This is a genomic window from Duncaniella sp. B8, assembly GCF_005304985.1.
GTDB classification, from domain to species: Bacteria; Bacteroidota; Bacteroidia; order Bacteroidales; family Muribaculaceae; genus Duncaniella; species Duncaniella muris.
The window spans coordinates 1,251,408-1,264,676 of record NZ_CP040121.1; the positions used below are offsets into that span (position 1 = coordinate 1,251,408).

Genomic DNA, 13,269 nt, shown 5'->3' on the forward strand with positions numbered 1-13,269 from the left:
AAGAGTTACGCCAAAAATGAAGCCACTTGACCAAGTCTGTTCGACTGACGCCTATGCGCCTGATCATACTGCAAAAGTACACAATAAATTTGACACAAGGCGCAGTATTATGGAAGAACTTCGAGCGTTTGCCTCATCCGTGCCGGATTTCCGTAGATTGGACAAAGGCAATTTCCGTCACAGCCTCAACGATATCATCATGCTGATGATACTCGGACGTATGGCCGGATGCATCGGACGAGCCGAGATATTGGAGTTCGGCAGATACAACCTCAACAAATTACACAAAATGGGCCTGTTAAGGAACGGCGTACCATCTGAGGCCACGCTTTGCCGTGTGGAGAACGGCATCAACGATATGGATATGGCCGACAGGATGCAGCAGTTCGCAGACATATTCCTTGAAAGACTTACTTGCGCCAGCCGCATCATTGAAATAATCTGCATTGACGGCAAAGCCGAGCGCGGCACCGTTCAGGAAAACGGGCGAAGCCCGGATATCGTCTCTGCCTATTCGTTCAGCACCGGCATAACAATCGCCACCGAAGCCTGTCAGGAAAAGAGCAACGAGATAAAGGCCATACCGATACTTCTTGATAAAATAGATGTCGCAGGAAAGATTGTCACAGCCGACGCAATGTCTATGCAGAAGGATATTGTCGAGAAAATCAGAAAGAAAGGCGGAGACTTTCTGATAGAACTCAAAGCCAACCAGCCGTCATTGCGATACGGCATTGAGGACAGGCTAGTGGAACACACACCGGTATATTCTTACACCGAAGGTCCCGAACTGGCCCACGGCAGGATAGAGACGAGAACCTACCGCGTATATGACGGACTGGACATTATCGCAGACAAGAAGAAATGGGGCGGAAACATGACCATCATAGAGTATGAATCGTCCACAGTCAAAAAGTCAACAGGAGTACACACCTCAGAAAAACGCCTGTACGTCAGCAGTATGCCCACGGATACTCCGCAGCCCGGAACCATCGTACGCAACCACTGGTCAATAGAAAGTATGCACTGGGGGCTGGACTACAATCTTCAGCAGGACAATATAAAACGCAAGTCGTCGAGAGCTGCCCGAAACCTCGACACCATACAGAGAATCGTTTACTCGGTGTTCTCAATATGGAAAGGACTTCGCAAAAAACAATCGGATAAGAATAAAGGCATGGCCGAACTGATCAGACATATCTCGATGAGCTTTACCCGACTAATGCGATTTTTAAGCCAAAAATGAAAAAAATAAGATTTTAACGAAGAGATAAACAACTGAAATACAGATACAACAGATTACCCGCTTCAGCTCGAAACGGGTAAGGGCAGGTATACACTTTATTTTATCTTAAATGAAAAAGCCGTGCTGAAAGATAAGATCTTAATTCAATATCCTCAAGATTTGGTGCCTATATCTTCCATTCGCTGAATAGTTACTGCTAAGAGGGTGTTTCATAACAATAGTTAAAATCTTTCGGAGGCGATTGTATTGTTTTTTTGTAAATAGTATATTCCATTTGTGAAAATTTTTAAGTTACCTGAGCCTTGATGTCTCTTTTGCTAAATTGTTGAAGCTCGTCAGTCGCATAGCTCGCTATGCTTCTTCCTCTCTTGCAACAATTTATCTAAAAGATACACCACTCAGATTTTAACTCTTGTTATGAAACGCCCTCTTAGTCATTCGACTTGCTCCTCAGAGAGCCAGGCTGCATAGTCAGCGTCAATCCTGATCGCCTGCAGCCTGATAGGCTCCGAGGTTGGGGGCCTCCTGTAGACGGCTGACTCCATAGAAATCAGCCGAAGCCTCCGGCAGAATCAGTGCCGGGTCGGCTGCTCCGAGCGCCGGAGAGTCCGGCTTCAGGCGATAGTCGAAATAGTAGTCGCTGCGCACGGTGTAATAAAGCGGATCGGTGTCCCAGATGCAAGCGATGAAATTGTCATCGTCTTCTCCGTTGCTCTTCAGCAGGCAGCGGCGCAGAGTGACCAGAGAGCCTGAGAAGTCGCCAACTGACAGGTCAGTTCCGTTGCCATAGATGATGCAGTTGGTAAAATCTGCTGTCAGATAAGGCATGGACGAACCGTTGTCACTTTCAGCATCGTAGTGATCAAACTGCACAGAGGGCCCGCGCAGGGCGGCGAAGAGATAGTAATTGGCTATGGTTGTGTGATTGACCACTGCTTTTCCGCCTGTGAGCGAGAGGACACCGTCAGCAGCCTCTGCAAGCTCGCAGCCCACGATCCGCAGATCGGCATATCTGGAGCGCAGTGTGTAGCCGGCGCTGTTGCGCAGACGGCAGTTGACCAAGGTGACCTGCGAAAGCGAATCGGCCAGGACTCCGCTCACGGTGTTGCGGACAATGGTGTGGCTGAGCCTGTTGCCGCGGCTTTCAGGAGCAAACTCCAGTCCGCGCCACTGTGAGGCCATGAGGTCAAAGGAGATCTGCCCTACTACATTGCCGGTGCGGTCACCGCAGAAATTCACCGGGAGTTCCGGAGTGCCTTCGCTGACGAGAGTACCCTCCACGCGGCAATAGGCTTTGTCATGGAAATGCAGAGTGGTGCCTGGAGCGAGAGTCAGAGTGGCTCCGGGGCTGACCACGAGCGAATCGAAAATCTGGTAGGGGTAGACGGCATCGAAGCGGGTGTCGGTGTCAATGATCTCACCGTTCAGCTGTCTGACGTCTTGCCCCTCGGCGTTGATCACCACGCTGCGGGTCACACCGTTAGTGGTAAAGTCGATTGTCTGGTTGATTTCCGTAAGTTCAGGGCGTCCGTTAGGCGCGAGTGTAGCCTCGACAAACACGAAGATCGAATCCTTGGGCCGTATCTCCACATTGTGGAAGTTCTCTCCGGCAAAACCGTCGACGTTCAGGCGGAAAACCCGGCTCCCGCCACGGATGGAGATGTCACTGATGCTTATAATCCGGTTATGCCTGTTGTAGACCTTGAAGCGGCTGGTCGGAGTAGGCTGACCGGTAAATACGGTACCCATATAGAGGGTGTCCACTGAAAAATCGGGCTGCGAGGAGGGAGATGTGTCGATGCCGTCCTCTATACATCCGCCGAGGATGAGAGCGAGGGCTGACATGAGGACTATGCCGAGGAGTGTTTTCATTTTCTAAATTCAGATGTCATGTTATGGTAATCATGCCTACACATAACGCTCTGCAGCCCCTTTTTATTGTCTGTCTTACAGCCTGCGTGTCAGTCGGCTATGGAATCAGCCGGAGTCTCGTCTCTGAAATATGGCGCCAGACGCGAACGCAGAGTGTCAGAGGCCGCGCTGACCGAGCCTCCGCGGTAGACCTGATGACCAAGACTGTCAGTCACGATAAAGAAGGGCACATAAGGCACCTGGACAGCTCTCACGGCGTTGTGAGCCACGCCGCCGGGAAGCCATGCCTGGACCCACTTGGCGCTGTCGCGGCGAATCGAGGCCGCCCACGTGGCGCTGTCAGACATCACGGTCATCTCAATCTCCGTGAAGCGTTTCTTGGGAAGCGTGGACTGCATTTCACGGAGCACCGAGCGTATGCTGTCATGCTTAGACCTGCCAACGAAGACCAGCAGACTGTAGCTCTGCATGGCCGGGACATAGCGGACCACCGTGTCAGGCGCGGCACGGAAAGTCATGGTGCGCACATCGCCGCGCACTGCGGGCGTGAGCTGTTCGCCTACCAGCCCGGCAAAACCGCCTATGACACCCTCCGGACGCGCTTCGGGAGTCAGAGTGTTGATGAGCGAATCGGCAAGCAGTTCATAACCGCGGGCATTGAACCTGGTGGCAAGCAGCATAGCTGAAGATATATATGACGGATTCGCACGCACCTCGCGGGCTATCAGAGCATTGACAGCCGCCGCATCGCCGCTGCGCAGTATCGAGTCGTTGGCCGACAGGAAAGCGGCATAGCGCCGGGAGTCATCGTTTCCCTTGATCTCTATCTTTGAAGGATCGGCAAGTGACATCTTCACCTCCAGATCGTCGCCGTTACGGGCCACACAGCCGAACAGCCACTCACCGTCGACCGTAAAGACATCCACAAATACCGGCTCCTGCGAACTTCCGCGCAATGTCACCTTGTCATCGGCCGGATGGAAAGATGCACGGTGCAGCCCGCGGTCGGCATAAAAGATCTCGACCCCCTTGTTGCCGAGCCCCTTGATGTCACATTTGATAAGAAACTCTTCATCGTTGCCGCATCCGGTCAGCAGGCCGAGCAGCACCAACGGCAGCAGCATGAGTTGGACGAAAAGGCGCGGAAATATGTAGGAATAACGCATAGTGTCAGATTTTTGAGGCAAAAATACGAAATTATTCTTAATTTTGCATCCGGCTGACAACTCTTGTTTTCAAACTTCTTAGCCCCTCCGGCCCTCTGTAACGGCCATAGCCCACCAGACCAATCAGATGAAAAAACTCCTGCGCTTTGCCCTGACCGTCACCGTACTGACTCTGATTTCCGTCGCTGTCCCGCTGCGGACAAGCGCCCAGATAGTCAACATCAACAATGACGAGCTCGACTCCGACAGCGTCAGACGCGCCTTTGACGACGGCCCGTATTTCGGACTCTACAAGGACAACTACTTCATATTCGGCTGCCCCGTGGGCCAGCGTGTCACCCGCGAGAACACCAACATCAAGTTTCAGATCTCCATTGCCCAGCGCCTGACCCGAAGCACTCTTCCGGGGGGCACATATCTCTTCCTGTTCTATTCTCAGAAGTGTTTCTAGAATGTGCTTGAGAACTCATTGCCGATGACCGATCTGAATTTCAATCCGGGCATCGGTCTGACCAAACCGCTTTTCGTCAAAGACCGCTTTGTAGGCAAGATAAACCTTATAGCCGAACATGAGTCAAACGGCCGCGACGGAACCGCATCACGCTCCTGGAACCGCATCAGCCTCGGCGGAAGCATCATGATCGACCCGCAGGTGGTAGTCCACGGCAAAGCCTGGATTCCGATCATCGACGGCGTAGAGAACAAAGACATCCTCGACTATTGCGGCATCTATCAGGTCGGCACGAGCTTCACCTCGCAGAACGGGCGCTTCGGCCTCGCCGTGAACCTGGTCAAGCGCAAAGGCTGGAAACTGAACTATAACACCACGGTCGAACTCAACTACCGCATTTTCAAGCGCGACAACCAGTTTCTGTTTCTGCAATACTACAACGGCTACGGCGAAGGGCTCCTTGCCTACAAGGAATTCCACTCCACGGTGCGCGTAGGCCTCGTGATCAAGCCGCGTCTGTTCAGCGACTACTGATCTGCAACATCATCATCAGCCCCCTGACATAAACAGACATCCCCGATCCGCAGCATCCGTGAAGATGCCACAGCTGAAAAATGGGCAAAGATGATGCGGGAATTCATTTTTTTTGTATTTTTGCACTTATGAGATTAGTTATACAACGTGTAAAAGAGGCTTCGGTAAGCATCGGAGGCTCGCTTCACAGCGCTATCGGCCCCGGACTGATGGTGCTTGTCGGTGTGGCCGACGGCGACAGTGCCGATGATGCCCGCTGGCTCGCAGCCAAATGCACCGCCATGCGCATCTTCGCCGACTGCGAGGGTGTGATGAACCTCTCGGTCATTGATGCCGGAGGCGACATTCTTGCCGTCAGCCAGTTCACTCTGTGTGCATCGACCCGCAAGGGCAATCGGCCGAGCTACATCCATGCCGCCGGCCATAATCTGGCCATTCCTCTCTATGAGCTTTTCTGCTCTGAATGCCAGAGTCTGCTCGGACGCGAGGTCAGAAAGGGTGTGTTCGGCGCCGACATGCAGGTGGCGCTGGTGAACGATGGCCCAGTAACAATTGTTATAGACTCAAAACTACGTGAATAGAAACTACGCGGACAGAAGCCATGAAAATCAATTCTACACCAGATGATTCGATCTCTCTGCGCTCGCTGCAGGCAGTTGTCGACGAGTGGATCACCACCACCGGGGTGAGATATTTCTCCCCGCTGACCAACATGGCCATCCTGGCTGAAGAGACCGGAGAAGTGGCCCGCATCATGGCCCGCAGATTCGGCGACCAGTCATTCAAGCCCGGCGAAAACGCCGATGCCCTTGCCGATGAGCTCGCGGATGTGCTCTGGGTGCTGACCGCCATTGCCAACCAGACCGGCATAGACCTGACCGAGGCCTTCCGCCGCAACATTGAGAAGAAAAGCGTCCGCGATGCCACCCGCCACGCCTCCAACCCGAAGCTGCGCGATGACTGACAGCCACCGACACCTCAGCCTCCACCACCAACCAGTATTAATAAACTTGAAATATTAACCATAAAACCCTGAAAAATATAATCATCATGGATAAGTATCAGCAAGTCATAGCTGACAGCCGCGTGACCACATCTGACGCGGAAGTCGCAGCAAAGGTACAGGAGATTCTTGACAAGCATCTTGACGAGAACCGCACTCCTGAAGTCCTTAAGAAACTTTTCAGTTCCATTGACCTCACCACACTGAAATCCACCGACTCACAGCAGTCAGTGGCTAATTTCACTGAAAGAGTCAATGCCTTTTCCCACGAATATGCCGATCTGCCCAACGTGGCCGCCATCTGCGTCTATCCCAACTTTGTGCCCGTAGTGCGCACAGTTCTCGAATGCAGTGACGTCGACATCGCGGCTGTGGCCGGCTGTTTCCCCAGCGCCCAGAGCTTCATCGAAGTGAAAGTGGCTGAAATCGGTCTCGCAGTAGAAGCCGGAGCTGATGAAATCGACATTGTGCTCGGCCTCGGCGACTTCCTTGACAAGGACTATGAGGAAGCCTGCGACCAGATGATCGAGATGAAACACTCCTGCCGCGACTCCCTGATGAAAGTCATACTCGAAACCGGAGCCCTCAAGACAGCGGAAAACATCCGCAACGCCTCGATCCTGGCTCTCTATTCCGAAGCCGACTTCCTCAAGACCTCAACCGGTAAGGAATATCCCGGCGCATCGCTCGAAGCCACCTACATTATGTGTGAATGTATCAAGGAATACTACGAGAAAACCGGCCGCATGGTAGGCTTCAAGGCAGCCGGAGGCATCTCGACCACCGAAGACGCTCTGAAATACTACACCATTGTCAAGACAGTTCTTGGCGAAAAATGGGTGGAAACCGCTGAGTATTTCCGTCTGGGCGCATCGCGTCTGGCCAACTCCATCCTCTCCGACATTCTCGGCAAAGAGATCAAATTCTTCTGATCGGATGAAATACTGGATAATCATAGACAGCGTGCAGAAAGGCCCGCTGTCAGTCGAGGAACTTTATGCCATACCGGGTCTCAGCATGTCGACCCCGGTATGGCATGAAGGCCTTGCCGACTGGACCACAGCAGCAGCCATCCCCGAAATTGCCGCTATCATAGCTTCGCGTCAGAACGGATTCAGCAATCAGCAGCCTTACGGCCAAAACTACGGCGCCGCACCTCAGCATCCCTACGGCACCCCTTACGGCAATCAGTATTCACAGCCATATGGCGGAGCATACAGACAGCCGACATACGGACAGCCCCAATACGGCCAGGAACCCTTCGATCCTGAGCGTATGCCCCCCATGCCTGACAACTATCTTGTCTGGGCCATCATAGCCACCATCTGCTGCTGCATTCCCGCCGGAATCCCCGCCATCATCTATGCCTCGAAAGTCTCACCCGCCTACATGCGCGGTGACTATAACGGAGCGCTTGACGCCTCGTCGAAAGCACAGATGTGGATCATCATAGCCTTTGTGGCCGGCCTGATTTGGGCTCCGTTCTCGATGTTGCTCGGCCTCTTATGACAAAACCGCCGGTCTACATACCGCCCGAACCGCCTGCCGGCCCTCAGCCCACAGTCAAAGCGCGCGTCACTCGCCGCATGATACTGACAGCCGTCATCCTCATTGCCGCCACAGGTGCGCTTATCCTCTATGCGTCAGTAGACCCTTCGACCAATCTTTATCCGCGCTGCAGCTTCAGGATGCTCACCGGGCTCTCATGTCCGGGATGCGGCTCCCAGAGAGCGCTCCACGCATTGCTCAACGGAGATCCGGCCGCAGCCCTCCGCTTCAACGCTATCCTTGCCATCGAGATCCCGCTGATAGTGCTGCTGATAGTCTCGCGCCTTGCCGGCAACCGAGCCCCAAGGCTCCGCAAATTTCTCAGCGCGCGGGCATTCATCCTGCTCCTCCTCTCGACCATCATTATCTGGACCGTAGTCCGAAACATTTTAGAGATATGAACAAACTGCCATCCCGACAGCTTACATTCCGGGCTTTGCTATTCGTCATCGTGGTATCTGTCTCCGTCTACTTTCTTCCACGCACCAGCGAAAACCATTATGTTTTCGAGGAAGGACGCCCCTGGAGCTATGCCCTTCTCACTGCTCCGTTTGATATCCCCATCCACCTCGATTCACTGAGCGCGGCCAGGATCAGAGACAGCCTGCAGACTCATTTCGAGCCTGTGTTCACCCGCGACGTCACGGCCGAGAAGACCATCGTATCGGACTACACCACCAGGCTCAATTCCACCACCGGACTTGACATCACCCCCTCACAGCGCAACCAGATCATACGCGAGATCCGCAACATCTATGAAAACGGCATCGTGGACCGCGACACCTATAGCAAAATCGCATCAGGCCGGCTGCCGTCAGTGCGCTTCATCCATGACAACGTGGCCATCAGCATGCCCACTTCAGCCTACCTCTCGGCATTCCGTGCCTACGAACATCTCGACAGCATCTTCCGCGACAAGGGGATGCACCAGGCCCTGTCAGCCACACACCTGTCTGAAATTCTTCAGCCCAACATACTGATAGACACCGTAACCACCCGACGTCTTCTTGAAGAAGCACTCCAGAAAGCAATGGCCCCGGTAGGCATAATCCAGCAGGGAGAACGAATCATTGACAAGGGTGACATTGTGACCACTCGGCTCGCCACCGTACTGAAAACATATGAGGAGATTGCCGATGAAAGAGGCAAAGGCACCATCAGCCAGCACTACTATCCTCTGGCCGGACAGATTCTCTATATGGTGATCCTCTTCGGCGCTCTCTACGGCTATCTCTACATCTTCCGCCGCGACTATTTCGATGATGACCGCACGGTGCTCTTCATAATGACCATAATGGGGCTCTTCACCCTATTTGCCTTCGCCATGCAGGCGGCATTCAGAACCGGGCTCTACATCACGCCGTTTACCATCGTGCCGATTCTGATACTGGTCTTCCTGGACTCGCGTACGGCATATTTCTGCCATCTTATCCAGGTGTTGATCTGCGCTATCATCACATCATTCGCGCTGGAATTCGTGTTCATCCAGTTCATAGCCGGAGTGGTGGCCATCGACTCACTCAAAGACCTCTCGCGGCGCAGTCAGCTCATACGCACCGCCGCCCTGATCTTCATTGCCTACGCTGCCTGCTATGCGGCCGTCGAGATCATGCAGTCAGGCTCGCTCTCAAAAACAGAGGGCCGCATTTTCGGCTGCTTCGCCATCAACGCCATCCTCATATCGTTCAGCTATGTCCTGATGTTTCTCGTTGAAAGAGTGTTCGGATTCACCTCCCGCGTGACACTGGTGGAGCTCAGTGACATCAACAACCCGCTGCTGCGCGAACTTTCAGAAGAATGTCCGGGCACATTCAACCACTCTATGGCTGTCAGCAATCTCGCTTCTGCGGCCGCCGGCCGCATCGGAGCCAACGTGCAACTGGTGCGAACCGGAGCCCTCTACCATGACATAGGCAAAATCAAGAATCCGGCATTCTACACCGAAAACCAGCACGGAGTCAATCCGCACGATGCCCTTGACCAGATCCAGAGCGCTCGCATAGTCACCGGCCACGTCAGAGAAGGCCTCGCCCTTGCCGAAAAAGCCAAACTGCCCCAGATGATACGCCGTTTCATTTCCGAGCACCACGGAGCCGGCATGGCGCGCTATTTCTATACCACATACTGCAACGCCCATCCCGACGGAAATGTAGATCCGGCCCCGTTCAGCTATCCTGGCCCGAATCCTCAGTCAAAAGAGACTTCACTGCTGATGATGGCCGACGCTGTCGAGGCAGCCTCAAGGTCTATGCCCGAACACTCGCCGGAAGCAATTTCAGCGCTCATCAACAAAATCATCGACAGCCAGATTGCCGAAGGTCTCCACAACGAATCGCCGATATCGTTCCGCGATGTAAGCACAATCAAAGAGGTCTTCGCACAACGCCTGCGCACCATGTATCACTCGCGCATATCCTATCCGGAACTCAAAAAGGCATCTTCGGCAGAGGCTGACAATAAGAAGTTGTAAAAAAACGGCATCTAAGAATACAAATCAACCTACAAGTTAATAGACTCTCATGCTACGCAAATCACTCCTTCCACTCCTGGCCCTGGCCCTTCCGGCTTTCGCCTACGAACCGATAACACTTCCGGTCATCCCCTCTGATCCGGCAATCGAGAAAAAAGTCAGCGAGACCCTCTCCCGAATGACTCTCGACGAAAAAATAGGCCAGATGACCCAGATACAGCTCGATATACTCGGTGAAAACGGCCCTGACGGCTTCCGCCTCGTCCAGGCCAAACTCGACACTATCTTCGGGGTCTACAAAGTTGGCTCCATTCTCAACGCACCCTATTCCTACTGCCTTGACGCGGAGGCATGGAACGTAGTCATACCTCAGATTCAGGAAGCTTCGATGAAATACATGGGCATCCCCTGCATCTACGGTCTTGACCAGAATCATGGAACAACCTATACCAACGGAGGCACACTCTTCCCCCAGAACCTCAACGTTGCAGCCTCGTTCAACACCGAAATTGCCCGCAGGGCTGCGGAAATCACGGCTTATGAGACCCGCGCGAGCGACTGCCCCTGGACTTTCTCGCCGACTCTCGACCTGGCCCGCGACCCCCGCTGGCCGCGCTTCTGGGAAAACTACGGTGAAGATCCGCTGGTCAACGCCCTGATGGGCGCCGCTGCTGTCAGAGGTTTCCAGGGCGATGACCCGAACCACATCGACGGCAATCACATAGCGGTATCAGTCAAGCATTTCATGGGCTACGGAGTGCCATTCTCCGGCAAAGACCGCACACCGGCCCATATCTCACCGTCAGACCTACGTGAAAAGCATTTCGCCCCCTACCTTGAAGCCATCAAGAACGGAGCGCTGACCGTGATGGTAAACTCTTCGTCAATCAACGGCACTCCGGTCCACGCCGACTGGACTCTGCTGACCAAGTGGCTCAAAAACGACCTGCAGTGGGACGGCCTGATTGTCACCGACTGGGCCGACATCAACAATCTCTACACACGCGAGAAAGTGGCCCGCGACAAGAAAGATGCCATCCGCATAGCCATCAACGCAGGCATCGACATGGCGATGGAACCCTATAAGGTTGACTACTGCACCATTCTCCGCGAACTTGTGGAGGAAGGCAGCGTCAGCATGGAGCGCATCGACGATGCTGCCGCCCGCGCGCTGAGACTCAAATACCGTCTGGGGCTCTTCGACCATCCCAACACCACTCTCAAGGAGCATCCCGACCACGCTTCGAAAAAATTCCGCAAAGAAGCTCTTGAAAGCGCTGTCGAGACTATGGTCCTGCTCAAGAACGAAAACAGTCTCCTGCCGCTGAGTCAGGGCACACGCCTATTGGTGACAGGACCTACAGCCAACTCAATGCGCTCGCTCAACGGAGGCTGGTCATACACCTGGCAGGGCCATCTTACCGACAGCTATGCCAAAGATTACAACACAATCCTCGAAGCCCTCAGTGCCACCTTCGGAGCGGCAAATGTAAGCTATGTCCCGACTGTAAGCTTCAACAACGAGGGGCATTATGAAGACGAAACTGTCAGCGATTTCGCACCGGCGCTCAAGGCTGCCGAAAAGGCCGACGTGATCGTGGCATGCATCGGCGAAAACTCCTACTGCGAGACTCCCGGCAATCTGACCGACCTGCATCTCTCTGCCAACCAGCGCGAAATGGTCAAGGCCCTCGCCAAGACCGGCAAACCGATACTGCTCGTCATCAACGAAGGCCGTCCGCGCATACTGGCCGACATCGAACCACTGGCCCAGGCTGTGGTCGACGTGATAATCCCCGGCAACTTCGGCGGCGATGCCCTCGCCCTGCTCCTGAGCGGCAAGCGCAACTTCTCGGCCAAGCTCCCCTTCACCTATCCGCGTGAAATCAACTCGCTCGTCACCTATGACTACAAGGTCAGCGAGGAGGTAGGAAAGATGGAAGGTGTCTATGACTATGACGCCCGCGTCAACGTGCAGTGGCCTTTCGGCTATGGAAAAAGCTACACCACCTTCTCTTACTCAAACCTCCACGTAGACAAGCATCAGTTCGGCCCCTCTGACATGCTCACCGTCACAGTCGACATAACCAATACCGGATCAGTCGACGGCAAGGAAGCCGTGTTGCTCTACTCTTCTGACCACGTGGCATCCGTAGTGCCTGACAACAAGCGCCTGCGCGCCTTCGACAAACTCGCCCTCATGCCAGGCGAAACCCGTGCGGTACGCTTCACGATTCCAGCCTCCGACCTCGCGTTTGTCAACGCCCAGGGCCTGTGGACACTCGAAGCTGGCGACTTCACCCTGAGCATTGGTCCGCTCAGTGCCACTGTGAGCTGCTCCGAGAGCTACACCTGGACAAGCCCGAACATCTGATCTCCCCTCCTGACACATTAATATAGAAATATTATCTGACAAAATGAAGACCATCTTTCTCATCGGCTACATGGGCTGCGGCAAATCCACCCTCGGAAAGGCGCTTGCCCGGCGTTGCGAACTTGATTTCATAGACCTCGACGATTACATCGAGGCCCGCGCCGGCAAGAAGATCCGCGAAATTTTCGCCGAGGAAGGCGAGGAAGCTTTCCGCGACATGGAACGCCGGATGCTGCGCGAAGTCAGTGCCGACGGCAAGCGTGATGTTGTGGTGGCCTGCGGAGGCGGCACTCCCTGCTTTGCCGGCAACATGGAACTGATGCAGTCAAGGGGTCTGACAGTGCTGCTCGCAGCCTCCGAGGAACGGCTGTTTGAAAGGCTCAAACGCGGACGCCACAAACGACCGCTGATCGCAGCCCTCGGTGACAGCGAACTGGAAGAGTTTGTCAGAAAGCAGCTGGCCGCCCGCATGCCTTTCTACAGCCGTGCGGCCGAGATCTTCGACAGCACCTGCCTCGAAGACGAAGACCAGATAGAAGAAAAATGCCGGGCCTTCATCAGCCGTTTCGGTCTGCGGCTGAAAGAAAACGGATCTCAGGACTGAA

General features: G+C 54.2%; 13 protein-coding genes. 11 read left to right on the forward strand and 2 right to left on the reverse strand.

Going from position 1 to position 13,269, the window contains the following annotated elements:
- Positions 1-16 precede the first annotated feature (16 nt).
- Positions 17-1,246 carry an ISAs1 family transposase gene (locus FDZ78_RS05545; protein ID WP_240740351.1) on the forward strand — a complete coding sequence of 410 codons (1,230 nt, stop codon included), beginning with the start codon at positions 17-19 and terminating at the stop codon, positions 1,244-1,246.
- 477 nt (positions 1,247-1,723) lie between these two features.
- Here FDZ78_RS05545 and FDZ78_RS05550 read toward each other — a convergent pair whose 3' ends face one another.
- Positions 1,724-3,118, reverse strand: coding sequence for a hypothetical protein (locus FDZ78_RS05550; protein ID WP_136408190.1), 1,395 nt, complete (start codon positions 3,116-3,118; stop codon positions 1,724-1,726).
- A gap of 89 nt (positions 3,119-3,207) precedes the next feature.
- Entirely contained in the window at positions 3,208-4,284 is a 1,077-nt protein-coding gene (locus tag FDZ78_RS05555) for a hypothetical protein (protein ID WP_136408191.1), read from the reverse strand.
- Between the two features lie 127 nt (positions 4,285-4,411).
- Between FDZ78_RS05555 and FDZ78_RS14810 the strand changes: the two genes are divergently transcribed.
- The 10 genes from FDZ78_RS14810 to FDZ78_RS05600 all read left to right on the forward strand — a co-directional run bounded on the left by FDZ78_RS14810 (position 4,412) and on the right by FDZ78_RS05600 (position 13,268).
- On the forward strand, positions 4,412-4,735 hold the full coding sequence (locus tag FDZ78_RS14810) for a hypothetical protein (RefSeq protein WP_240740352.1): 324 nt from the start codon (positions 4,412-4,414) through the stop codon (positions 4,733-4,735).
- A 3-nt stretch (positions 4,736-4,738) separates the two neighbouring features.
- Positions 4,739-5,269, forward strand: a complete 531-nt coding sequence (locus FDZ78_RS14815; protein ID WP_255575978.1) for a phospholipase A — start codon at positions 4,739-4,741, stop codon at positions 5,267-5,269.
- Positions 5,270-5,397: 128 nt separating this feature from the next.
- The gene (gene dtd / locus FDZ78_RS05565) at positions 5,398-5,850 is read left to right on the forward strand and encodes a D-aminoacyl-tRNA deacylase (RefSeq protein WP_136408192.1); all 453 of its coding nucleotides are present in this window, start codon (positions 5,398-5,400) and stop codon (positions 5,848-5,850) included.
- Positions 5,851-5,870: 20 nt separating this feature from the next.
- On the forward strand, positions 5,871-6,233 hold the full coding sequence (locus FDZ78_RS05570; protein WP_107032199.1) for a nucleotide pyrophosphohydrolase: 363 nt from the start codon (positions 5,871-5,873) through the stop codon (positions 6,231-6,233).
- Positions 6,234-6,319: 86 nt separating this feature from the next.
- Positions 6,320-7,204 carry a deoxyribose-phosphate aldolase gene (deoC, locus tag FDZ78_RS05575; protein WP_136408193.1) on the forward strand — a complete coding sequence of 295 codons (885 nt, stop codon included), beginning with the start codon at positions 6,320-6,322 and terminating at the stop codon, positions 7,202-7,204.
- A gap of 4 nt (positions 7,205-7,208) precedes the next feature.
- On the forward strand, positions 7,209-7,781 hold the full coding sequence (locus FDZ78_RS05580) for a CD225/dispanin family protein (RefSeq protein ID WP_136408194.1): 573 nt from the start codon (positions 7,209-7,211) through the stop codon (positions 7,779-7,781).
- Entirely contained in the window at positions 7,778-8,221 is a 444-nt protein-coding gene (locus FDZ78_RS05585; RefSeq protein ID WP_123397921.1) for a DUF2752 domain-containing protein, read from the forward strand. Before FDZ78_RS05580 ends, FDZ78_RS05585 begins: the two co-directional genes overlap by 4 nt.
- Positions 8,218-10,290, forward strand: coding sequence for an HD family phosphohydrolase (locus tag FDZ78_RS05590; protein ID WP_160630690.1), 2,073 nt, complete (start codon positions 8,218-8,220; stop codon positions 10,288-10,290). Before FDZ78_RS05585 ends, FDZ78_RS05590 begins: the two co-directional genes overlap by 4 nt.
- Positions 10,291-10,339: 49 nt before the next feature.
- On the forward strand, positions 10,340-12,664 hold the full coding sequence (locus tag FDZ78_RS05595; RefSeq protein WP_123397919.1) for a glycoside hydrolase family 3 N-terminal domain-containing protein: 2,325 nt from the start codon (positions 10,340-10,342) through the stop codon (positions 12,662-12,664).
- Between the two features lie 43 nt (positions 12,665-12,707).
- A complete protein-coding gene (locus tag FDZ78_RS05600) occupies positions 12,708-13,268 on the forward strand; it encodes a shikimate kinase (protein WP_123397918.1) in 561 nt (186 codons plus the stop codon).
- Position 13,269 lies beyond the last annotated feature (1 nt).

Excerpts from the sequence above, each read along its gene's own strand:
- FDZ78_RS05580 (WP_136408194.1), top strand. The coding sequence starts at position 7,209 with ATGAAATACTGGATAATCATAGACAGCGTGCAGAAAGGCCCGCTGTCA.
- FDZ78_RS05550 (WP_136408190.1), bottom strand. The coding sequence starts at position 3,118 with ATGAAAACACTCCTCGGCATAGTCCTCATGTCAGCCCTCGCTCTCATC.
- FDZ78_RS14810 (WP_240740352.1), top strand. The coding sequence starts at position 4,412 with ATGAAAAAACTCCTGCGCTTTGCCCTGACCGTCACCGTACTGACTCTG.
- FDZ78_RS05585 (WP_123397921.1), top strand. The coding sequence starts at position 7,778 with ATGACAAAACCGCCGGTCTACATACCGCCCGAACCGCCTGCCGGCCCT.
- FDZ78_RS05570 (WP_107032199.1), top strand. The coding sequence starts at position 5,871 with ATGAAAATCAATTCTACACCAGATGATTCGATCTCTCTGCGCTCGCTG.
- dtd (WP_136408192.1), top strand. The coding sequence starts at position 5,398 with ATGAGATTAGTTATACAACGTGTAAAAGAGGCTTCGGTAAGCATCGGA.
- FDZ78_RS05600 (WP_123397918.1), top strand. The coding sequence starts at position 12,708 with ATGAAGACCATCTTTCTCATCGGCTACATGGGCTGCGGCAAATCCACC.
- FDZ78_RS05590 (WP_160630690.1), top strand. The coding sequence starts at position 8,218 with ATGAACAAACTGCCATCCCGACAGCTTACATTCCGGGCTTTGCTATTC.
- deoC (WP_136408193.1), top strand. The coding sequence starts at position 6,320 with ATGGATAAGTATCAGCAAGTCATAGCTGACAGCCGCGTGACCACATCT.
- FDZ78_RS05595 (WP_123397919.1), top strand. The coding sequence starts at position 10,340 with ATGCTACGCAAATCACTCCTTCCACTCCTGGCCCTGGCCCTTCCGGCT.
- FDZ78_RS05555 (WP_136408191.1), bottom strand. The coding sequence starts at position 4,284 with ATGCGTTATTCCTACATATTTCCGCGCCTTTTCGTCCAACTCATGCTG.
- FDZ78_RS05545 (WP_240740351.1), top strand. The coding sequence starts at position 17 with ATGAAGCCACTTGACCAAGTCTGTTCGACTGACGCCTATGCGCCTGAT.